This is a genomic window from Bacillus sp. FJAT-47783, assembly GCF_022808615.1.
Classification (GTDB): Bacteria; Bacillota; Bacilli; order Bacillales; family Aeribacillaceae; genus Bacillus_BZ.
This window is the reverse complement of sequence record NZ_JAKZKS010000001.1, coordinates 387498-409998: the sequence shown is the minus strand read 5'-3', so window position 1 is coordinate 409998 and position 22501 is coordinate 387498. Positions and strand designations below refer to the sequence as shown.

Sequence of the window (22501 nt, the reverse complement as noted above, 5' to 3'; positions counted from 1 at the left end):
GAAAGGAGTTTAAGACATGGCAACAGAATATGATCTAGTCATATTAGGTGGCGGTACGGGTGGTTATGTAGCGGCTATTCGTGCGTCTCAATTAGGATTAAAAACAGCAGTGGTTGAAAAAGGAAAACTTGGTGGTACATGCTTACATGCAGGGTGTATCCCTAGTAAAGCATTGCTGCGTAGTGCCGAAGTTTATGCGCAAACAAAACATAGCGAAGATTTCGGTGTAGAAACGTCTGAAGTAAAGCTTAACTTCTTGAAAGTTCAAGAACGCAAAAATAAAATTATTAGCCAGCTTCACCAAGGTGTACAAGGCTTAATGAAAAAAGGAAAAATTGATGTATATGAAGGAACAGGTCGTATTTTAGGTCCTTCTATATTCTCGCCGATGCCAGGTACAATTTCTGTTGAAATGAACAACGGTGAAGAAAACGAAATGTTAATTCCGAAAAACGTTTTGATTGCAACAGGCTCTCGTCCTCGTACATTACCGGGATTAGACATCGACGGGGAATATGTCATGACTTCTGATGAAGCTTTGCACATGGAATCCTTACCAAAGTCGATGATCATCGTTGGCGGCGGCGTCATCGGTATTGAGTGGGCTTCAATGTTACATGACTTTGGTGTAGAAGTAACTGTTCTTGAATATGCAGATCGCATTTTACCAACGGAAGATCGTGACATTTCTCGTGAAATGGAGCGTCTAATGAAAAAACGCGGTGTAAACATCGTTACAAGTGCAAAAGTACTTCCTGAAACGTTACAAAAGGGAGAAGGCGTTACAATCTCTGCGGAACATAAAGGGGAAGAAAAAGCATTCACTGCTGAAAAAATTCTTGTATCAGTTGGTCGACAAGCGAATGTAGAAGGTATAGGAATTGAAAATACCGATATTCAAATTGAAAAAGGCTTCATCACGACAAACGAATATTTCCAAACGAAAGAGTCTCATATTTATGCAATCGGAGATGTAATTGGCGGCTTACAATTGGCTCATGTAGCTTCTCATGAAGGAATTGTTGCTGTTGAACATATCGCTGGACAGAATCCAGATCCCATTAATTATGACAATGTATCTAAATGTGTATATTCAAGCCCAGAAACAGCAAGTGTCGGCTTAACAGAAGAACAAGCGAAAGAAAAAGGCTTTAACGTAAAAACCGGTAAATTCCAATTCCGTGCGATTGGAAAGGCGCTTGTTTTCGGTGAGTCTGATGGATTTGTTAAAATAGTTGCGGACAAGGATACAGATGACATACTTGGTGTCCATATGATTGGTCCACACGTAACAGATATGATTTCTGAAGCAGGTCTTGCGAAAGTATTAGATGCAACACCTTGGGAAATTGGACATACAATCCATCCACATCCAACGTTATCTGAAGCAATCGGCGAAGCTGCCCTTGCAGTTGACGGAAAAGCGATCCATAGCTAATTACTGAATTAAGGAGGTTTTCATATGGCTGAAAATCGTCATAAAGCATTAGGATTAACAGATGAACAAGTATTAGAAATGTATGAAACAATGCTACTTGCTCGTAAAGTTGATGAGCGTATGTGGCTATTAAACCGTTCAGGTAAAATTCCATTCGTTATTTCTTGTCAAGGACAAGAAGCAGCGCAAGTAGGTGCAGCATTTGCATTAGATCGTGAAAAAGATTATGTCCTCCCATACTATCGTGATATGGGTGTCGTATTAACGTTCGGTATGACAGCAACTGAATTAATGTTATCCGGGTTTGCAAAAGCAGAAGATCCGAATTCAGGTGGACGTCAAATGCCAGGTCACTTCGGACAAAAGAAAAATCGAATCGTTACCGGCTCTTCTCCAGTAACAACCCAAGTTCCTCATGCAGTTGGAATTGCGTTAGCAGGAAAAATGGAGAAAAAAGAACTCGTTACTTTCACAACGTTCGGTGAAGGTTCTTCTAACCAAGGTGATTTCCACGAAGGGGCAAACTTTGCTGGAGTGCATAAGCTTCCAGTTATCTTTATGTGCGAAAACAACAAATACGCGATTTCTGTACCAGTTGAAAAGCAATTAGCGTGTGAAAAAGTATCGGATCGTGCAATTGGTTACGGAATGCCTGGGTTTACAGTAGATGGTAACGATCCATTAGAAGTATACAAAGTGGTAAAAGAAGCGAGAGAGCGTGGAATTCGCGGCGAAGGTCCTACTTTAATTGAAACTGTTTCTTATCGTTTAACACCTCACTCTTCTGATGATGATGATCGCAGTTATCGTGAGCAAGAAGAAGTTGCTGAAGCGAAGAAAAATGACCCAATCGTTAAATTCGCAACTTACTTAAAAGAAGTAGGCGTTATGACAGAAGAAAAAGAGAAAGAAATTCTTGATAAAGTAATGAATATTGTCAATGAAGCAACAGAATATGCGGAAAATGCTCCGTATGCAGAACCTGAACATGCTTTAAGACATGTTTACGCTGAGTAAGGGGGAATTTTTAATGCCAGTAATTTCATATATTGATGCCGTTACAATGGCTCTGCGTGAAGAAATGGAACGCGATGAAAAAGTATTTATTCTCGGTGAAGACGTAGGTAGAAAGGGTGGAGTATTTAAAGCCACTCATGGATTATATGACAAATTCGGTGAAGATCGCGTTTTAGATACACCATTAGCAGAATCTGCGATTGCAGGTGTAGGGATTGGCGCTGCGATGTATGGGATGAGACCTGTAGCGGAAATGCAGTTTGCAGATTTTATTATGCCTGCTGTTAACCAAATTATTTCAGAAGCGGCTCGTATTCGTTATCGTTCAAATAACGACTGGACTTGTCCAATTACAATTCGTGCACCATATGGTGGAGGTGTACACGGAGCTCTTTATCACTCTCAGTCAGTCGAAGCTGTGTTTGCAAACCAGCCAGGACTTAAGATTGTAATGCCTTCAACACCATATGATGTGAAAGGCTTGTTAAAAGCAGCTATCCGTGATGAAGATCCTGTTTTATTTTTCGAACATAAACGTGCTTACCGTTTAATTAAAGGTGAAGTACCAGAAGATGATTACGTATTACCAATTGGTAAAGCAGATGTGAAGCGTGAGGGTGAAGACATTACCGTTATCACATACGGATTATGTGTACACTTTGCTCTCCAAGCAGCAGAGCGTTTAGCGAAAGATGGTATCTCTGCACATATTTTAGATTTACGCACTATTTATCCGCTTGATAAAGAAGCGATTATCGAAGCGGCATCGAAAACAGGTAAAGTTTTACTTGTAACAGAAGATAATAAAGAAGGTAGCATTATGGGTGAAGTTTCAGCAATTATTGCTGAAAACTGTTTATTTGATTTAGATGCACCAGTGAAGCGTCTTGCTGGACCAGACGTTCCTGCAATGCCTTATGCGCCTACGATGGAGAAATTCTTCATGGTAAACCCTGATAAAGTTGAAAAAGCAATGCGTGAATTAGCGGAATTTTAATCGAACGAATGGATAGCTATAAGGAGGTAATTCGAAGTGGCAGTAGAAAAAATGACAATGCCTCAGCTAGGTGAGAGTGTTACAGAAGGTACGATTGAAAAATGGCTTGTCTCACCTGGTGATAAAATAAATAAATACGACCCAATCGCAGAAGTAATGACAGATAAAGTAAATGCGGAAGTACCTTCTTCATTCACTGGTGTGATTAAAGAATTAGTAGCTCAAGAAGGACAAACTTTAGCAGTTGGTGAAGTCATTTGTACTGTAGAAGTAGAAGGTGGGGGTTCTGCTGATTCAACTGCTGCTGAAGAAGTAAAAGAAGAAAAAGCGGAAGCAGCAAAAGAAGAACAAGTATCGAAAAAGTCCGCTCCTGTTAAAGACCCAGCAAATAAGGGTCGTTACTCGCCTGCTGTATTAAAACTTGCTCAGGAGCATGATATCGACTTATCTCAAGTTGAAGGCTCAGGTAAAGGTGGCCGCATTACACGTAAAGACATTTTAGCACTCGTTGAGTCTGGAAATATTCCGAAAGCAAGCGACAAACCAGCTCAGGCGGCACCCGTTCAAGAAGCAGCTCCACAAGCTCAAGCGCAACCTGGTCAAACGGCGGCTCCAGCAAAACAAGCTGCACCTGCGCCAAATGTACCCGTGTATCCTGGTGATGTGGAAATTCCAGTTTCAGGTGTTCGTAAAGCGATTGCGGCTAACATGCTTCGCAGTAAACACGAAGCTCCACATGCTTGGACAATGATGGAAGTAGACGTAACAAACTTAGTTGAATATCGCAATTCCATTAAGAACGAGTTTAAGAAGAAGGAAGGCTTCAATTTAACATTCTTCGCATTTTTCGTAAAAGCGGTAGCCCAAGCGTTAAAAGAATTCCCAATGATTAACTCTATGTGGGCTGGCGATAAAATCGTTCAAAAGAAAGACATTAACATCTCCATTGCAGTCGCTACAGACGATGCGTTATTCGTTCCAGTTATTAAAAATGCTGACGAAAAAACGATTAAAGGAATTGCACGTGAAATCACTGAATTAGCGCATAAAGTACGTACAGGTACATTGAAGTCGGATGAAATGCAAGGTGGAACATTCACGGTTAACAACACGGGTTCATTCGGTTCTGTTCAATCTATGGGTATTATTAACTATCCACAAGCGGCTATTTTACAAGTTGAATCGATCGTAAAACGTCCAGTTGTCATGGACAACGGCATGATTGCTGTACGAGATATGGTGAACTTATGTATGTCATTAGATCATCGCGTATTAGATGGCTTAGTTTGTGGTCGCTTCTTACAACGAATAAAAGAAATTTTAGAAAACACATCAAAAGAAAATACATCCGTTTATTAATCAATAAGAGGGAGCTAACAAATGATAGCTCCCTCTCTTTATTTACGATATCGTTGTTATGTTTTAAAAAGTCATTCATGTTACTGCAAAAAAATTCATATCATACGTTTTGTTTTTTTATGTCATGTAAGAAAAAATTCACTAGGGGTAATGAGGCCTTCGTTGTCCAGCGAAAGCCCCTAGCCCTTCGAGTCAAAAACGTGACGCTGTAAAGGAAAAAAGCGCCTTTTCGTCTTGGATGAACAAGGCACTTGCGCTTTTCTTATGTTTAATCTTACGATGAGAAGGCATTGAACGACCGCTCAATATGTAATAAAATAAAAAATAGTTAAATATTTTTGTTTTTTAAAAAATAATTTTTTTTGCTAGTTTTTTTATTTAGGAAGTTGCAAGGGGATAAAGTTGTATTTGCTTATGATTGAAAGGGGGAAAGCTTCCAAGTGAAGCGCGGTCATGACAAGAGATACGCAATTTCAAGAAGCTACATTTGAGGACTGGGTAAAAGCAGCGGAATCACAATTAAAAGGAAAGCCATTTGATAAGCTCTTTTCAAAAACATATGAAGGAATTACGGTTAAACCACTTTATGATCAAGAAGATGTAAAAGAATCTTTCACTTATCCAGGTGACTCACCGTTTGTTCGAGGAACAACACAATCAAATGATGGGTGGTCTGTATGCCAATATTTACATCATACCGATCCAGAAATAATGAACAAGAAGCTAGTTGAATCCTTCAAACGAGGTCAAAATACAATCTACATTTCAGTTGATCATATTGAGAATACGGATCAATTAAAGACTATTTTTCATAATATCGATGTAGAAGAGGTCACATTTTATATTGATGCGACGAAAAATCGTGCGTTTTTACCTTTATTTGTTCATTATTGTGAAACAAGTGGGATTTCACTTTCTAAAATAAAAGGAACGATTGCGATTGATCCATTCTTTGAACTTGTCCAGCTTGGGGTTAGTGAACGGACGTTTCAAGATGCCGTTGAATATATCGCTTCTTCACTTACATGGACGTTAGAGAACAATATGAATATTAAATTAGCTTTACTTCGCGGGCGAGAGTTCCATGAATCAGGTGCTAATTTAATTCAAGAGTTGTCATTTACCTTTTTAAAATCTATAGAATTGTTGGAAACGCTTACTGATAAAGGCTTCTCTATTAACGATATAGCACGTTCTATGCAATTTTCATTTACTGTAAGTTCAGACTTTTTTATGGAAATAGCCAAGCTTAGAGCGGCAAAACAAATATGGGCCACAATCGTTTCTGCATATGGAGGAGATGAACATGCGCAAAAAATTTGTCTCCATGCGGAAACATCTTTCTGGAATAAATCGAAGCTTGATATGCATGTGAACTTGTTGCGAACAACAAGTGAGGCATTTTCGGCCGTCATCGGAGGAGTAAATTATGTAACAATCTCTCCTTTTGATGAGCTGACTGGACAACCTTCAGAACTAGCTGATCGAATTGCTCGTAATATTCACTATATATTGAGAGAAGAGAGTTTTCTCCATAAAGTACAAGATCCGGCTGGAGGATCGTACTATGTTGATACTCTAACAAAAGAGATATGTGAAAACGTTTGGAACAATATTCAAACTTACGAAAAATCAGGAGGATTTTTAAAACGCTTTATCGACGGAACGATTCAAAACGAAATCGAAAATACGTATGAATGGAAACGTTCGGATGTCGAAAAGCGTAATAAGTTGTTAATTGGCACGAATATTTATGCGAACTTAGGAGAAAAAATAACTCATTCTGTTCCAAATGAGGACAGCAATACTTTTATCGAGATCGCAAACTTTCAATCATGTTTACAAATTGTGAAAGAACAAAATGGAAGTGTCGCTTCATTAAAAGAACATAAAACAACAAAAGAAAGCCATATTCGTCCACTCACTCCGAGACGATTAAGTGAGCCATTTGAACGTTTACGTGAAAAGGCTGACATGTATAAAAATAAAACGGGTGCTTATCCTTCCGTAACCGTCACGACGGTTGGACAGTTAAAAGATTATAAACCGAGATTAGATTTCATTCGAGGTGTACTCGCTACAGGCGGTATTGAAGTAAAAGTACAGTCAGTAGAAGATCAAGAAATAAAGCATCATCAAATTGTTATATTATGTGGAACAAACGAAGATTATGCACGTATTGAACAAGCTGATATTTCATGGCTAATCGAAAAATCAGCCAACTTGTGGATGGTAGGAAAGGAAGGAAATGAATGGATGGGAAAATGGCACATACATAAAGCCATTGATTCCAAATTGAACGTGCTTCATTTACTTGAGCATGCTCATCAATTGTTGGGGGTGGATGAAGAATGAGAAAGGTTGACTTTTCCAATATATCTTTAATACAGGGAGATAAAAATGGAGTCAGGGTAAATGGTGAGGAAGGATTTTTAACGAATGAATCTATTCGTATCCATCCTGTGTATACAGAAGAAGACACAAAGTCTCTTGACCACCTTCACACATATCCTGGTATCCCTCCATATGTAAGAGGTCCTTATGCGACGATGTACACAAGCCGTCCGTGGACAATTCGACAATATGCAGGCTTTTCAACAGCAGAAGAAAGTAATGCGTTTTATCGTCGAAATTTAGAAATGGGTCAAAAAGGGCTTTCTGTTGCCTTTGATTTAGCAACACACCGTGGTTATGATTCTGATCATCCCCGTGTTGTCGGTGATGTAGGAAAAGCAGGTGTTGCGATTGATTCAATTTTAGATATGAAAATATTATTTGATGGTATTCCTTTAAATAAAATGTCTGTATCGATGACGATGAACGGTGCTGTGTTACCTGTTATGGCGTTTTACATCGTTACAGCTGAAGAGCAAGGTGTCAAAAAGGAACAGTTATCCGGGACTATTCAAAATGATATTTTAAAAGAGTATATGGTTCGGAATACGTATATTTATCCACCGGAGACATCGATGCGAATAATTGGAGATATTTTCTCCTATACGGCAAAACATATGCCAAAGTTTAATAGCATTAGTATTTCTGGTTATCATATGCAAGAAGCAGGGGCACCAGCTGATTTAGAGCTTGCTTATACACTCGCGGATGGTCTTGAATACATTCGGACCGGATTAAAAGCAGGCTTAACCATAGACCAATTTGCACCGAGATTATCTTTCTTCTGGGCAATCGGTATGAACTACTTCATGGAAGTTGCCAAAATGCGAGCTGCACGTTATATGTGGTCGAATATTGTGAAATCTTTTGACCCGAAAAATCCAAAATCTCTAGCTCTAAGAACCCATTCTCAAACATCAGGCTGGAGTTTAACAGAGCAAGATCCATTTAACAACGTCGTTCGTACTTGTATTGAAGCACATGCGGCAGCGATGGGTCATACACAATCCCTTCATACAAATGCTCTTGACGAAGCTATTGCTTTGCCAACTGATTTCTCGGCACGAATTGCTAGAAATACGCAGCTTTATTTGCAAGAAGAGACAGAGATATGCCGCGTTATTGATCCTTGGGCAGGTTCTTATTATGTTGAATCCTTAACGAACGAGCTAATAAATCGTGCACAAATGCATATTGATGAAGTTGAACAATTAGGAGGAATGGCGAAAGCAATTGAAACAGGATTGCCAAAAATGCGTATTGAAGAAGCAGCGGCAAGAAGACAGGCACGCATTGATTCGGGAGCTGAATCGATAATTGGCGTCAATAAATTTAGACTTGAGGAAGAAGAAGCGATTGATATTTTAAGTATCGACAATACAGAAGTTCGTAAAAAGCAAATTGCTCGATTAGAAGAGTTAAAGCGAACACGTGATGAACAAAAAGTAGAAAAAGCATTAGAAGCTATTACAGAAGCGACTCGTACTGGCGAAGGAAATTTACTTGAGCTTTCTGTTGAAGCGGCAAGATGTCGCGCAACATTAGGGGAAATTTCAAGTGCGATTGAAAAAGTATCGAAAAGACACCGTGCCGTTATTCGATCAATTAGTGGTGTTTACGGTTCAGAGTATTCGAATGAACAAGAAATTGAAGAAGTTCGGAAAAGAACAGATGAATTTTTTGAATTAGAGGGTCGCAGACCGCGAATATTAGTAGCTAAAATGGGTCAAGATGGTCACGACCGTGGAGCAAAGGTAGTCGCGACAGCCTATGCAGATTTAGGTTTTGATGTTGATATCGGTCCGTTATTCCAGACACCTCAAGAAACTGCTCGCCAAGCTGTTGAAAACGATGTTCACATCGTGGGGATGAGCTCTTTAGCAGGTGGTCATAAAACATTGCTTCCAGAATTAGTGAATGAACTAAAAAAACTAGGTCGTGAAGATATTGTTGTCATTATAGGTGGAGTGATTCCGCCACAAGATTATGAATTTTTACGTGAAAATGGAGCCGATGCTATTTTCGGTCCGGGATCCGTTATTCCAAGGGCAGCGATGAACATTTTAGATATAGTGTATGAACGGTTAGGATATGAGGAAGTGCCACAATAATGATGAAAAAACGGAAGGAAAAGTCGATTGACGAGCTAGTAGAAGGAATTGTAAAAGGTGACCGTGTTACATTAGCACAAGCGATTACACTTATTGAAAGTAACTCAAGCCGTCATTTTGAGCGAGCACAACAGCTGATTGAAGCGTTACTCCCGTATGAAAAACAAGCGGTTCGAATTGGAATTACGGGTGTACCTGGCGCTGGGAAAAGTACATTTATCGATACATTCGGTACGTTTTTAACAGAACAAGGGTTAAAAGTAGCCGTTTTAGCTGTTGACCCATCTAGTAAAGTATCGAAGGGAAGTATATTAGGGGATAAAACGAGAATGGAACGTCTCTCTCGAAATAACCTCGCCTTTATTCGCCCTTCCCCGTCAGGTGGGACGCTCGGGGGGGTAAACCGTAAAACAAGGGAAACGATTCTACTATGTGAAGCAGCGGGTTATGATGTCATTATCGTCGAGACGGTCGGTGTTGGACAAGGTGAATTTGTTGTTCGAAGCATGGTCGACTTCTTTTTACTTATCGTTTTAACGGGCGCTGGTGATGAGCTGCAAACGATGAAAAAAGGAATTATGGAATTACCTGATTTAGTCGTTGTAAACAAAGCGGACGGGGATAATGTAGAAAAAGCGAAAAAAGCTAAAGAAGAAATTAATATGATGCTTCACTTTTTAAAATCGTATACAGAAGGATGGCAAACGAAAGCTGTAACCGCCTCTAGTTTACAAGAAACAGGAATCGACCATATTTGGTCGCTTATCCAAAAATTTGTTCATGAAACGAAGCAATCCGGTCAATTTACGAAACGCCGGAAAGAACAGCAGCTAGAGTGGATGCATGAAATGATTAAAGAACATATTGAAAGGCAATTTTATGAACATCCTGAAATGAAAGAACTCGTGCCTCAATTTGAGCGTGAAATTATGAATGGGAAACGCGCTGTTTCTGCTTCTGTTTTACAGTTGGTGAGTCTCTTTCAACAACAATTAAAACTTTAGCATTTGCCACATGCATACGATACATTGTAAGATAACGATAGGTTTAGTAAAATGAACATAAAGGAGAGAGTTTCGTGAATATGGATTTCAACCTCTTTATGAATGACATCGTACGCCAAGCACGTGAAGAAATCGAAGCGGCTGGTTACATGCAATTAAAAACGCCTGAAGATGTAGAAGAAGCGTTTAAAAAGAGCGGTACGACACTAGTGATGATCAATTCTGTGTGTGGATGTGCTGGAGGAATTGCTCGCCCAGCTGCTCTTCATTCCATTCATTACGATAAGCGTCCCGACCATTTAGTAACTGTGTTCGCTGGACAAGATAAGGAAGCGACAGAAAAGGCGAGATCATATTTCACAGGTTATCCACCGTCTTCTCCATCTTTTGCTCTTTTAAAAGATGGGAAGCTCATGACGATGGTTGAGCGCCATGAGATTGAAGGACATGACCCAATGTCAGTCGTGGCGAAATTACAAAGTGCTTTTGATCAATATTGTGATGAGGTTTAAGATTCATAAAAGACTGCTAACGAACTGTTAGTAGTCTTTTATTTTTTATCAATGGAATCCTCTAGCTGTTCAGGGGTGCTTTGCGCTTTTTAATGAATAAAAAATGTATAAAAGAATATGGTTTATTTACTAGAGTAAGTTTGGAAATGCTGATATAAGTAAAAAATGTCATTTGTAAATTTGTATTGCATTCCAGATAAAATGTGTTAAAATACAAATAAATGAATAAATATTAATATCGTTTTATTTTTATGCAATAAATCTAATAGGAGGAAAACAACATGAAAAAGGTATTAATTATTGTAATGACGATCGTTATGATTGGAGTATTAGCAGCTTGTGGAGATACAGCCTCAGAAGGGGAAGGAACAGAAGAGAAACAAGTATTAGTGATGGGAACTTCTGCGGATTTTGCACCGTTTGAATATATTGATACAGCAAAAGGTTCTGACATTATTGGAATTGATGTAGATATTGCCAAAGCCATTACTGAAAAGCTAGGCTACGAGCTTGAAATACAAGATATGGATTTTAATGGATTAATTCCAGCCTTGCAATCAAAAAAGCTAGATTTTGTTTTAGCTGGAATGTCTGTAAATGAAGAACGGAAAGAAAGTGTTGACTTCAGTGATGTTTATTATTCTGCCCAACACATGATCGTAACGACAGAAGGTAGCGGTATTGAATCTGTTGAAGATTTAGAAGGAAAAACAGTTGGTGTTCAATTAGCTTCCGTACAAGAAGAAAAAGCGAATGAAATTGCTGAAACGATTAATGTAAAAGTTGAAAATCGCAATCGTATTTCTGAAGTGATTCAAGAGTTGAAAGCAGGCCGCTTTGATGCTGCCATTATTGAAGATGCAGTGGCAAATGGGTATATTGAGAAAAACGAAGACTTAAAAGGGTATATCATTGAAGAGGAAAATGCAGAAGAAAATGGGTATGCGATCGCTTTTCCAAAGGGCAGCGAATTAACAGAGAAATTTAATGAAGAGCTACAAAAAATGAAAGATAGCGGTGAGTTAGACGAGATTTTAGTCAAATGGTTTGATGCACAATAAAAAAACTTTTAACCAGAAACGTTCATCTGTACGTTGAACGTTTCCTTTTTCTTTCTACGATTGAATAATTAGGAGTGTCGTAACTATGAATTTAGATTTTCCATCAATAGCGCCTTCCATTCCGTTTATTTTAGAAGGAATTCCTGTTACGTTAAAAATTGTCGGGTTATCCGCAATACTTGGATTTATTTGGGCTCTCATTTTAGCGTTATTAAAAATTAGTCGATTAAAACTATTCATGTGGTTTGCAGATGCGTATACGTCTGTTTTTCGAGGAACTCCTCTATTATTACAACTTATATTAATTTATTTTGGTATACCACAATTAACAGGGATCGAAGTGGATCCGTATCCGGCTGCGGTTCTTGCTTTTACATTAAATTCAGGAGCTTATATGTCAGAAGTGATTCGCGCTGGCATTATGGCTGTGGACAAAGGACAGCGTGAAGCAGCGATGGCACTCGGTATCCCTTATTATAAAATGATGAAAGATATTATTATTCCGCAAGCAATGAAAAATATTTTACCTGCACTCATGAACGAATTCATTACATTAACGAAAGAATCTGCGATTGTAACCATTATAGGTGTACAAGATGTCATGCGCAGTGCCTATATCGTTGGTGGTAATACGTATCGGTATATCGAACCACTAATCATCGCAGGTGCAATCTATTATGTATTAGTCATAATTTTAACCTTCATTGGTAGATGGATTGAAGGGAGAATGAGAAGAAGTGATTAAAGTCGATAATTTGTATAAAACGTATGGTCATAACGAAGTATTAAAAGGAATCTCAACGGAAATTGAAGAAGGTTCCGTTGTTGCAGTCATTGGTCCATCTGGTTCAGGAAAATCTACCTTTTTGCGTTGTTTGAATTTGCTCGAAGAACCGACAGATGGGCGTATTTGGATTAGGAGTCATGAGTTAACGAATCCGAAAACGGATAAACTGAATATTCGTCAAGAAGTAGGCATGGTTTTTCAACACTTTCATTTGTTCCCGCATAAAACAGTTTTGCAAAATTTAACATATGCACCGATAACAGTGAAAGGTATGGCGAAAAATGAAGCGGAAGAGCTTGCATTCCACTTATTAAAGAAAGTAGGACTTGAAGAAAAGGCAGAAGCTTATCCAAATCGCTTATCTGGGGGGCAAAAACAGCGTGTGGCGATTGCTCGTGCCCTTGCAATGGAACCGAAAGCGATGCTGTTTGATGAACCGACATCGGCATTAGACCCGGAAATGGTAAAAGAAGTGTTAGAAGTAATGAAAGATTTAGCCAAATCAGGGATGACGATGGTGATTGTAACACATGAAATGGGATTTGCTCGCGAAGCGGCCGATCGTGTGCTCTTTTTAGACGATGGGAAAATTGTTGAAGATGCAGACCCGAAAACTTTTTTCACAAATCCGAAATCAGAGCGTGCAAAGGAATTTTTAAATAAAATGTTATGACGAGGTGATCCAAAGAAATGGATCATCTTTTTTTATAAATACAAAAAAATAGATAATTTGAGAATGGTTATGCAATAGAAAATAATAGTTGTCATTGAATGGTTCTCTCGGTAACATATTCATGTAGAAGTAAGCGTGACGATGAATAAAGAAAATGCTTCGTCTTTAGTTAGGAGAGAAAATATGCCGAAGTTTGCAATTGGGTATCGTACAATTAAGACGGCGCTAGGGACACCGATAGCCATTTGGATTGCCCAATTATTACAATTAGATCATTTTGTATCAGCCGGAATTATTACGGTTCTTTGCATTCAAATTACGAAGAAGCGTTCCATTCAGAGTGCTTGGGCTCGATTTTTAGCTTGTTCCATCGCCGTTTTGTTTTCAGCGTTGATTTTTGAGATCATCGGCTATCATCCGATTAGCATAGGATTATTGTTGTTATTGTTTATTCCTACGACCGTTATGTTGAAGGTGAAAGAAGGAATTGTGACGAGCACGGTCATCATTTTGCATGTATATTCAGCAGGCAAAATCACGTTCGATTTATTTCTCAATGAACTATTATTAATTTTGATTGGAATTGGTGTTGCCTTACTCATGAACGTGTATATGCCGAGTTTAGAAAAAAAATTAGAAGCTTATCGAAATGAGATTGAACAAAAATTCTCTCAAATCTTTTGTGAAATAATTAACTTTTTACTAAATGGTGATAGTGATTGGGATGGTAAGGAAATTACCGAAACAGCTCAATTACTAGAAGAAGCAAGGACACTCGCACTTCGTAATGTGGAAAACCAAGTGTTAAGACATGAAGATATATACTACCATTATTTCAAAATGCGGGAAAAACAATTTGAAATTATAGAACGGGTATTACCAACGGTTGCATCTATTTCAGCAAATGTGGAACAAGCAGAAATCGTTGCCCAGTACATTGAGGAATTACGAACAAATATTCACCCAGGCAATACAGCGCAAAAATTTTTACGGAAACTACATTTGTTATCAAAACAATTTCAAGAAATGCCTTTACCGAATACAAGGGAGGAATTTGAAACAAGAGCAGCGCTGTTTCATTTTTTGAACGAGATGGAGCAATATTTAATCATTAAAAGTCAATATAAAGGGTATCCTTATGATAAAAATCAATAGTCACTGCCATACTAACTGAAAAAAGGGTGTAGACAAATGAAAGGCACACTATTATTTTTGATCATATTATTTTCACCCATTTGGCCATTAGGACAAAATCCGTTATTAGGTGATCCATTTATTATCGTTAATAAAAAAACGAATGAACTTGCGTATATTAACAGAGGAAGCATTCAACAAACCTATTCGATTGCGACTGGAAAAACCGAGTTCTTAACTCCTGTTGGGAAATTTACGGTTGTTGTGAAAGCGAAAAATCCTTATTATCGGAAAAAAGATATCCCGGGTGGGTCTAAAGACAATCCGCTTGGCACGAGATGGATTGGGATTGATGCTCTTGAAACAGATGGAAGAATATACGGTATTCATGGAACAAATCAACCTGATTCCATCGGAAAATTTGTCACAAATGGCTGTGTTCGGATGCAAAACAAAGAAGTGGAAAAATTGTTTGAGGAAATTCCACTTGGAACGCAAGTGCTAATCACTCATACTGATGATTCGTTTGAATCGATTGCGAAACAATATGGGGTTATACAATAATAAGACCACGAAAAAACGACAGTGACCGGACTGCCGTTTTTTTTAGTTTCATATTAAAACCACATACTAACACCGGTTAGCAGTGTTGTTAAAAGCATTGTTCCAATCATTAAATAAACAACGACTTTTTGAGTACGTTTTGACATCATCATCACTCCTGTCCAAGCCTACATCTATTTTATAAATTTTATGAGGGAGAGACAAGTGTAATAATTTAAGAGGCAATAAAACCGCTCATTAAATGAAGTGTCACTTTTTAAGTGATAAGTAAATATATTCTACAAAAATTTTTTTAATAAATAATTTGACGAAATAGAAGGAATTTTAAAATAAAATGTAGAATATTTATAGGAGGTTGTATCCGTTTACAAAGGGAATGAAGACGGCTAGTTCTTCTAATCGTCGAGAAAGGAGAAGTTGAAATGGTAAAAAAAGTAGACCATATAGGAATCGCGGTTCATAACATTGAACAAGCATTGCCGTTTTACACAGAAAAGCTCGGCTGCAAATGGATGGGGGAAGAAATTGTACAAACACAACAAGTGAAAGTCGCCTTTTTAGATGTAGGGAACACGAAGATTGAATTATTACAACCGACTACCGAAACTAGCCCAATAGCAAAATTTTTAGAAAAACGCGGGGAAGGCATTCATCATATCGCTTTAGGAGTTGCCGATATTGAAGCAAGAATAAAAGAAATAACAGAAAAAGGGGTTCAAATGATTGACCAATCTCCTCGAAAAGGAGCAGGAGGAGCAGATATTGCTTTTATGCATCCGAAATCTACAGGAGGAATTTTATTTGAGTTATGTGAAAAACGAGGAGGTAAAAACAATGATTGATATGTATGAAAAAATAAATGAACTTTATGATAAACGTCGTGATGTTGAGCTTGGTGGTGGAGATGACAAAATTTCTAAACAACACGATAAAGGGAAACTAACGGCACGGGAACGAATTGATTTATTAGTAGATGAAGGAACGTTCGTTGAGTTGAATCCGTTTATCGAACACCGCTCATATGATTTCGGATTGGAAAATAAAAAGGGTCCTGGCGATGGCGTTGTTACAGGCTATGGTAAAGTGAATGGACGTCCAATTTATTTATTTTCACAAGACTTCACTGTGTTTGGTGGAGCACTTGGTGAAATGCATGCGAAAAAAATTGCCACGGTTATGGATTTAGCTGCTAAAAATGGAACCCCTTTCATCGGATTAAACGATTCAGGTGGTGCTAGAATTCAAGAAGGAGTATTATCACTTGACGGATACGGTCATATTTTCTATCGCAATTCCATTTATTCTGGGGTTATTCCGCAAATTTCTGTCATTTTAGGCCCTTGTGCAGGTGGCGCTGTTTATTCTCCTGCTATTACTGATTTTGTCTTTATGGTAGAGAAAACGAGCCAAATGTTTATTACGGGTCCGAAAGTCATTGAAACCGTAACGGGTGAGAAAATTTCACAAGAAGATTTAGGTGGAGCACGCGTTCATAGTTCCGTTAGTGGAAACGCTCACTTTGCTGGTGAATCAGAAGAAGAGGTAATCGCCCAAGTACGTAAATTATTAAGTTATTTGCCGCAAAACAATGAAGAAAAGCCACCTTCCTATTTCGTCAATGATAACGATGATGACCGACCGGATTTAGCAGATGTCGTGCCGATTGATGGGTTACGCCCATATGATGTCCGAAATGTTATCAAACATGTTGTCGATGAAGGATCATTTTTTGAAGTTCATCAAAATTTCGCAAAAAATATTGTTGTTGGATTAGCACGTATTAAAGGGGATGTCGTTGGTCTTGTTTGTAACCAACCGAAATATATGGCCGGGGGACTAGATATTGATTCCTCAGATAAAGCTGCTCGATTCATTCGTTTTTGTGATTCCTTTAATATTCCAATCATCACATTTGAAGATGTAACAGGGTTTTTCCCTGGAATCAAACAGGAACATGGTGGCATTATTCGACATGGGGCGAAAATTTTATATGCGTATTCAGAAGCGAACGTTCCAAAATTAACGGTTATTTTACGAAAAGCATACGGTGGAGCATATGTAGCGCTAAATAGTAAATCCATTGGTGCAGACATTGTATATGCTTGGCCAAACGCTGAAATTGCCGTTATGGGGCCGCAAGGAGCAGCGAACATCATTTTTGCAAGAGAAATTGAAAACAGTCCAAATCCGGAACAGACGCGTGCTGAGAAGATTGAAGAGTACCGTAGTAAATTTGCAAACCCATATGTCGCAGCGAGTCGAGGTATGGTGGATGATGTTATTGACCCAAGAGAGACGAGGGTTAAAATCATACAAGCTCTCGATATGTTAAAAACGAAAAAAGAAGTAAGACCGTATAAAAAACACGGCAATATCCCACTTTAATGTTATACTAATATAGGTGATCGTTCAAAAAGGCTTTACAGGAAAATCAAGACGGTTTTTCTTTAGAATTTTCCAACGAATATGGTGCATATTAAATCAGTACTTTTTGAACAACCTCTAAAGGAAACTTTTAATGGAGGGATATTGGACGATGATTAATCAAGAACGTCTTGTAAAAGAATTCATGGAACTTGTTCAAGTTGATTCGGAGACAAAATACGAAGCAGAAATCGCAAAAGTATTAAAAGAAAAATTTGAACAATTAGGTGTAAAAGTTGTTGAAGACGATACAATGGCCGAAACGGGTCATGGTGCAGGGAATTTAATTTGTACGTTAGAAGGGACAAAAGCTGGCGTTGATCCTATTTATTTCACCTCGCATATGGATACGGTTGTTCCGGGGAAAGGTGTAAAGCCTGCGATTAAAGATGGGTATATTGTAACAGATGGAACAACAATTTTAGGTGCTGATGATAAAGCTGGCTTAGCTGCAATGTTTGAAGCTATTCGTGTGTTAAAAGAGCAAAATATTCAACACGGAACGATTGAATTCATTATTACAGTAGGCGAAGAATCCGGCCTTGTTGGAGCCAAAGTGCTAGATCCGTCGATGATGACAGCAAAATTTGGTTATGCCCTTGATAGTGATGGAAAAGTAGGAAATATCATTGTCGCCGCTCCGACGCAAGCAAAAATAAAAGCTACCATTCATGGTAAAACAGCCCATGCTGGCGTTGCGCCTGAAAAAGGGGTATCTGCGATTACGATTGCGGCAAAAGCGGTGGCGAAAATGCCGCTCGGACGAATCGATGAAGAAACGACAGCAAATATTGGGCGCTTCGAAGGGGGAACACAAACGAATATCGTTTGTGATCGCGTTGATATTTTAGCGGAAGCTCGTTCATTAGAGCCGAAGAAAATGGAAGAGCAAGTCGAAAAAATGAAAGAAGCTTTTGAATCGACTGCAGAGGAAATGGGCGGACGTGCAGAAGTAGATATTGAAGTGATGTATCCAGGGTTTAAATTTGCTGACGGTGATGAAGTTGTAGAAGTAGCCAAAAAAGCGGCGAAACGAATTGGGCGTGAAAGTGAACTGTTAACAAGCGGTGGTGGAAGTGATGCGAACGTCATCGCGGGCCACGGAATTCCTACCGTGAACTTAGCTGTTGGCTATGAAGAAATCCATACAACGAATGAAAAGATGCCAATGGAAGAGCTTGTGAAAACGAGCGAAATGGTTGTAGCGATCATTCAAGAAGTAGCAGGAGAATAATTAGATGCATAAAGCACATGCGGGTCATAACCGCATGTGCTTTTCATGTGATTCTATATGTTTTTTTTGAACTTTATTTCGAAAATTTTTCAGGATGCAAGCCTTTTGCTAATGTTTGTAATGCTTGTGGTGCACGAATTCCTTCTGCTCCAGCTGAAAGCGGAAGGATAATAAAGCGTTCGTTTTTAATGGCGGGAACATTTGCAATTTCTTTTTTAGAAAGGAGTAGCTCTTTTTTCTGTTCGACGGTCGTATCTCCATAATCAATAATGACGATCACATCCGGATTTCGATTCACAACTTCTTCCCAGCTGACATTGGCCCATCCTTTTTCGATGTCATCAAAAATGTTTTTACCGCCTGCTAAATGGATTAAATGTGTCAAATAGTTGTTGGCTGCTGTTAATGGAGAATCTTCACCGCTATCGTATACAAACACATGTTGTGGTGTTTGTACAAAACCAATTTTCTCCGTAATGCTTTCAATGTCCTGTTTCATATTGCTGATGACTTCATTTGCTTTTTTTTCTACTTGAAAAATACGCCCGATGTTCTGAATATCTTGATAAACATCCTCTAACGTTGGCCCTGGAGTATTCGAAGACTCTTGGATGTACGTCTTAATCCCTAATTTCTCCAACTCTTTTACGGTTCCTAATGTTTTTTCAGTAAAGGCGCTTTTCCAGCCTGCATAAGCAAAATCAGGTTCTGATGCTAAAAATATTTCCTTAGAAGGATATTGCTTTGCAAGTACTGGGATGTTCTCATATACTTCTTGATAGGTTGGTAAAATTTCATCATCTAAAAAGGCTGTTCCTACCATAGAGTCTTGTAATTCTAAAGCCAGCATAATTTCAGTTGCATGTTGATTTAACGTAACAGCACGTTTTGGAGGTTCTGTAAACGTAATGGTCTGACCCATATTTTCAATGACCACTTCTTTGGAATTGCTTGTGTCTTTTTCCTTTGTGTCTGGAGCTGATGTTGAACTGTTGCAAGCTGTTAATACCAATATGACAACGAACCAAATTGATAATGATAATAGACGGTTTACTTTCATTTACAATCAATCTCCTTATTTCAATTGCTAATGTAGGAACAGGCAAAAGGGCATGTGAGCGTTCATAAACATATTAGTTATTCAATTAAAATGAATATGTACTACGTCGTAATAGCCAAATGAAAAAAGGGCCACCACATAATGCTGTCACCACGCCAATCGGAATTTCTTGCGGAGCAAGAATTAGTCGAGCGAGTACGTCAGACCAAATAACAAGAATCATTCCTATCAATATACTAACAGGAAGTACTTGTCGATGATCTGAACCGACTAATAGCCGCGATATATGCGGGACAACTAAGCCGACAAAACCAATAGAACCACTAACGGATACAACTGTACCTGTAATAAGAGATGTGACAATAATGAGTTTTTTTTGGAACATATCGATGTTCATACCGAGTGATGTGGCAAATTCTTCTCCCATCAATAAAATATTTAATGAACTGGATTGAAACATTAAATATACAAGGCCGATTAACAAGACAATGCTTGGAATCGTTAAATACTCCCATTTTGCACCAGATAAGCTCCCCATCATCCAAAACATCGCTTCACGTATACCAGAGTCCTTCGGAGCTAGGGTGACGATAAAGTTCGTAACAGCGGACAAAATGATGGATACGGCAACCCCAGCTAAAAGAAGTCGGGTTGTTTGGAGTGTTCCTCGTACTCGAGCTAGTAGCAAAACGAGGACAATCGATGATAGCGCACCAATAAAAGCACCAAATGCTAATGCGTATTGACCAAAAATAGATAAGGCACCAAACAAAATAACGAGTGTTGCGGTAACAGATGCACCAGATGAAATACCAAGTATATATGGGTCAGCAAGTGAGTTCCGAACTAATGCTTGAATGACGACTCCTGCAATGGATAACCCAGCACCTACCACAGCTCCGAGTAAGACGCGGGGTAAGCGAATATCCCATATAATTTTTTCGTGTGCGCTCGTCCAATTGGTTTGAATGGAGTATCCAATTACTGGAAGGTGTGATAAAGCAATTTTCCACACCGTAAAGGGCGATATTTTAACAGGTCCAAGTGTAACAGCAAATGTAATCGATAATAATAATCCACTAAACAATACGAAAATAAGTAATTGATGCGTTCGCTTTCGCTCAGGTAGTTGACTTTGTTCATCTCTAGACTCTACTTTTTGTATGCTACGATCGTGAAGCAACTCTCCCACACGATGTTCCCCCTAAAAAATTTTCTATAAAAACTAAAAACCCCATTCATTCACGATGAATAGGGTTACGAGTACCGATTTAACGACGTGATCAAAAAGGTAACGAATCTTCTTAATCCTCGTACACCACTCCTTTTCCGCGAAGGCATGTTTGGTGCTTCACATTAGGTAGGTCTCCTGGCTTCCAGATCATCGTACTCTTTCGTCTTCCCAGATATCGTACATCCAGTGACATAAAGTAAAGAGGACTCACATGGTTACAGTGGCGGGACCGCTCGGGATTTGCACCCGATTCCCTGTTACCCTTTGTCTTACAAAGGCACCTAATGATACAACTATGGAATTGTTATCATTTCAACATTTTAGTATATTTTTAATTTTTTATCAAATGTTTTTTAATTTTGTTGAAAAATGAAAATCGAATATTGCAGCATTATCAGAACATTCACTATAAGAAACTTGGTTGATTTGTACGATATTTAAGAAAAATGGAACGTAAAGTTTACTTTCCAAGTTTGCTTTCGACAATAAGTTAGTTATTGATAGCGCTCCAGAACGGAGAAAAAGTCTTTTGCAAAATGATAAAACACTTTTTCTGATGGTGTGAGTTCTCGGTTTTTTGAAATAATAATGCCAACATTCCGTTTTACATGAGGAATCTGTATTGGGATCTTCACAGTAAAACGTGGCATTGTTTCATAAAACGTACTCTCCGGTAGTAATGTAACCCCAATACCTGCTGATACTAATCCTTTTATGGCGTCTAAATCTTCACCTTCGGAAGAAATATCAGGAGCAAACCCAGCTTGTTTACATGCATCAACAGCGATGTTTCTAAGCACAAATCCTTTTGGAAACATGATAAACGATTCGTTTCGAAGCTCATTCAAGTCAATACTTTGTCTGCCTGCAAGTCGATGATTTGCTGGTAATAAAGCCGAAAAAGTTTCTGTAAATAAAATATTTCCTTTTATTTCATTGTCATCAGAAGGAACTGGACCTAAGAAGGCTAAGTCGATGTCTCGATTCTTCACCGATTCAATTAAAAATCGATAAGACCCTTGTCTTAAATGGAATGATACATTTGGATGTTGCGCTTTAAAAGCAGAAATAATGGTTGGAAGTGTATGACTTGCTAAGCTAGTTGGAAAGCCAATTTTAATCGTCCCTCTTTCAGGGTCTAAATACTCATCAATTTGTTGTTTTGCAAAATCGATCGCCTTCAGGGCTGTCTCTACATGTGGTAAAAAATGCTTTCCTATTTGTGTTAACTTGACATTTCGACCTTCCCTTATAAAAAGTTCAACCCCAAGTTCTGCTTCTAAATTAGAAATTTGTCTACTAATGGCTGATTGTGCAACATGAAGCTCTTCTGCTGCTTCTGAGACGTGTTCTCTTTTTGCTACTTCAACGAAATAACGCAATTGACGAAGTTCCATTTCAACCTCCCTAAAATCAATTGTTCTCAAATTGAGATAGTTTTAATCTAAATTATATATTGTTTATATTATTTTTAGAAAGTACAATTATAAATAAATAC

General features: G+C 38.4%; 20 protein-coding genes and 1 riboswitch. Of the genes, 16 read left to right on the top strand and 4 right to left on the bottom strand.

Features of this window, described 5'->3' with window-relative positions; translation table 11 throughout:
• The first annotated feature begins 16 nt into the window (after positions 1-16).
• The 13 genes from lpdA to MLD65_RS02020 all read left to right on the top strand — a co-directional run bounded on the left by lpdA (position 17) and on the right by MLD65_RS02020 (position 15051).
• Positions 17-1438: a dihydrolipoyl dehydrogenase gene (gene lpdA, locus MLD65_RS02080; protein ID WP_243290187.1), complete on the top strand. Its 1422-nt coding sequence runs from the start codon at positions 17-19 to the stop codon at positions 1436-1438.
• Positions 1439-1462: 24 nt separating this feature from the next.
• Entirely contained in the window at positions 1463-2455 is a 993-nt protein-coding gene (locus MLD65_RS02075) for a thiamine pyrophosphate-dependent dehydrogenase E1 component subunit alpha (RefSeq protein ID WP_243290186.1), read from the top strand.
• 13 nt (positions 2456-2468) lie between these two features.
• Positions 2469-3452: an alpha-ketoacid dehydrogenase subunit beta gene (locus MLD65_RS02070; RefSeq protein WP_243290185.1), complete on the top strand. Its 984-nt coding sequence runs from the start codon at positions 2469-2471 to the stop codon at positions 3450-3452.
• 36 nt (positions 3453-3488) lie between these two features.
• Positions 3489-4811, top strand: a complete 1323-nt coding sequence (locus MLD65_RS02065) for a dihydrolipoamide acetyltransferase family protein (protein WP_243290184.1) — start codon at positions 3489-3491, stop codon at positions 4809-4811.
• A 453-nt stretch (positions 4812-5264) separates the two neighbouring features.
• On the top strand, positions 5265-7166 hold the full coding sequence (locus MLD65_RS02060) for a methylmalonyl-CoA mutase family protein (protein ID WP_243290183.1): 1902 nt from the start codon (positions 5265-5267) through the stop codon (positions 7164-7166).
• Positions 7163-9316, top strand: a complete 2154-nt coding sequence (gene scpA, locus MLD65_RS02055) for a methylmalonyl-CoA mutase (RefSeq protein WP_243290182.1) — start codon at positions 7163-7165, stop codon at positions 9314-9316. Before MLD65_RS02060 ends, scpA begins: the two co-directional genes overlap by 4 nt.
• Complete coding sequence (gene meaB / locus MLD65_RS02050; RefSeq protein ID WP_243290181.1) at positions 9316-10320, top strand: methylmalonyl Co-A mutase-associated GTPase MeaB; 1005 nt, start codon at positions 9316-9318, stop codon at positions 10318-10320. Before scpA ends, meaB begins: the two co-directional genes overlap by 1 nt.
• 74 nt (positions 10321-10394) lie before the next feature.
• Positions 10395-10832, top strand: a complete 438-nt coding sequence (locus MLD65_RS02045) for a BrxA/BrxB family bacilliredoxin (RefSeq protein WP_243290180.1) — start codon at positions 10395-10397, stop codon at positions 10830-10832.
• 281 nt (positions 10833-11113) lie between these two features.
• On the top strand, positions 11114-11893 hold the full coding sequence (locus MLD65_RS02040) for a transporter substrate-binding domain-containing protein (protein ID WP_243290179.1): 780 nt from the start codon (positions 11114-11116) through the stop codon (positions 11891-11893).
• Positions 11894-11978: 85 nt separating this feature from the next.
• The gene (locus tag MLD65_RS02035; RefSeq protein WP_243290178.1) at positions 11979-12638 is read left to right on the top strand and encodes an amino acid ABC transporter permease; all 660 of its coding nucleotides are present in this window, start codon (positions 11979-11981) and stop codon (positions 12636-12638) included.
• Positions 12631-13353 (top strand): amino acid ABC transporter ATP-binding protein, encoded by a 723-nt coding sequence (locus tag MLD65_RS02030; RefSeq protein WP_243290177.1) that lies wholly within the window; start codon positions 12631-12633, stop codon positions 13351-13353. Before MLD65_RS02035 ends, MLD65_RS02030 begins: the two co-directional genes overlap by 8 nt.
• Before the next feature lie 183 nt (positions 13354-13536).
• Positions 13537-14508 carry an aromatic acid exporter family protein gene (locus MLD65_RS02025; protein ID WP_243290176.1) on the top strand — a complete coding sequence of 324 codons (972 nt, stop codon included), beginning with the start codon at positions 13537-13539 and terminating at the stop codon, positions 14506-14508.
• A gap of 36 nt (positions 14509-14544) precedes the next feature.
• Positions 14545-15051, top strand: a complete 507-nt coding sequence (locus tag MLD65_RS02020; protein WP_243290175.1) for a L,D-transpeptidase — start codon at positions 14545-14547, stop codon at positions 15049-15051.
• A gap of 53 nt (positions 15052-15104) precedes the next feature.
• Here the strand turns inward: MLD65_RS02020 and prli42 are convergent, their stop codons facing one another.
• Complete coding sequence (prli42, locus tag MLD65_RS02015; RefSeq protein WP_243290174.1) at positions 15105-15197, bottom strand: stressosome-associated protein Prli42; 93 nt, start codon at positions 15195-15197, stop codon at positions 15105-15107.
• 276 nt (positions 15198-15473) lie between these two features.
• Here prli42 and mce point away from each other — a divergent pair, with 276 nt between their 5' ends.
• From mce to MLD65_RS02000, 3 genes are all read left to right on the top strand, one after another.
• Complete coding sequence (mce, locus tag MLD65_RS02010; protein WP_243290173.1) at positions 15474-15893, top strand: methylmalonyl-CoA epimerase; 420 nt, start codon at positions 15474-15476, stop codon at positions 15891-15893.
• Positions 15886-17436, top strand: a complete 1551-nt coding sequence (locus tag MLD65_RS02005) for an acyl-CoA carboxylase subunit beta (RefSeq protein ID WP_243290172.1) — start codon at positions 15886-15888, stop codon at positions 17434-17436. Before mce ends, MLD65_RS02005 begins: the two co-directional genes overlap by 8 nt.
• A 151-nt stretch (positions 17437-17587) precedes the next feature.
• Positions 17588-18709 (top strand): tripeptidase T, encoded by a 1122-nt coding sequence (locus MLD65_RS02000; RefSeq protein ID WP_243290171.1) that lies wholly within the window; start codon positions 17588-17590, stop codon positions 18707-18709.
• A 73-nt stretch (positions 18710-18782) separates the two neighbouring features.
• Here the strand turns inward: MLD65_RS02000 and MLD65_RS01995 are convergent, their stop codons facing one another.
• From MLD65_RS01995 to gltC, 3 genes are all read right to left on the bottom strand, one after another.
• Positions 18783-19769, bottom strand: a complete 987-nt coding sequence (locus MLD65_RS01995; RefSeq protein ID WP_243290170.1) for an ABC transporter substrate-binding protein — start codon at positions 19767-19769, stop codon at positions 18783-18785.
• A gap of 85 nt (positions 19770-19854) precedes the next feature.
• Positions 19855-20961 (bottom strand): FecCD family ABC transporter permease, encoded by a 1107-nt coding sequence (locus MLD65_RS01990; protein WP_481748482.1) that lies wholly within the window; start codon positions 20959-20961, stop codon positions 19855-19857.
• Between the two features lie 150 nt (positions 20962-21111).
• A riboswitch (cobalamin riboswitch) is annotated at positions 21112-21303 on the bottom strand.
• Positions 21304-21497: 194 nt separating this feature from the next.
• A complete protein-coding gene (gene gltC / locus MLD65_RS01985) occupies positions 21498-22400 on the bottom strand; it encodes a glutamate biosynthesis transcriptional regulator GltC (protein ID WP_243290169.1) in 903 nt (300 codons plus the stop codon).
• Between the last annotated feature and the right edge of the window lie 101 nt (positions 22401-22501).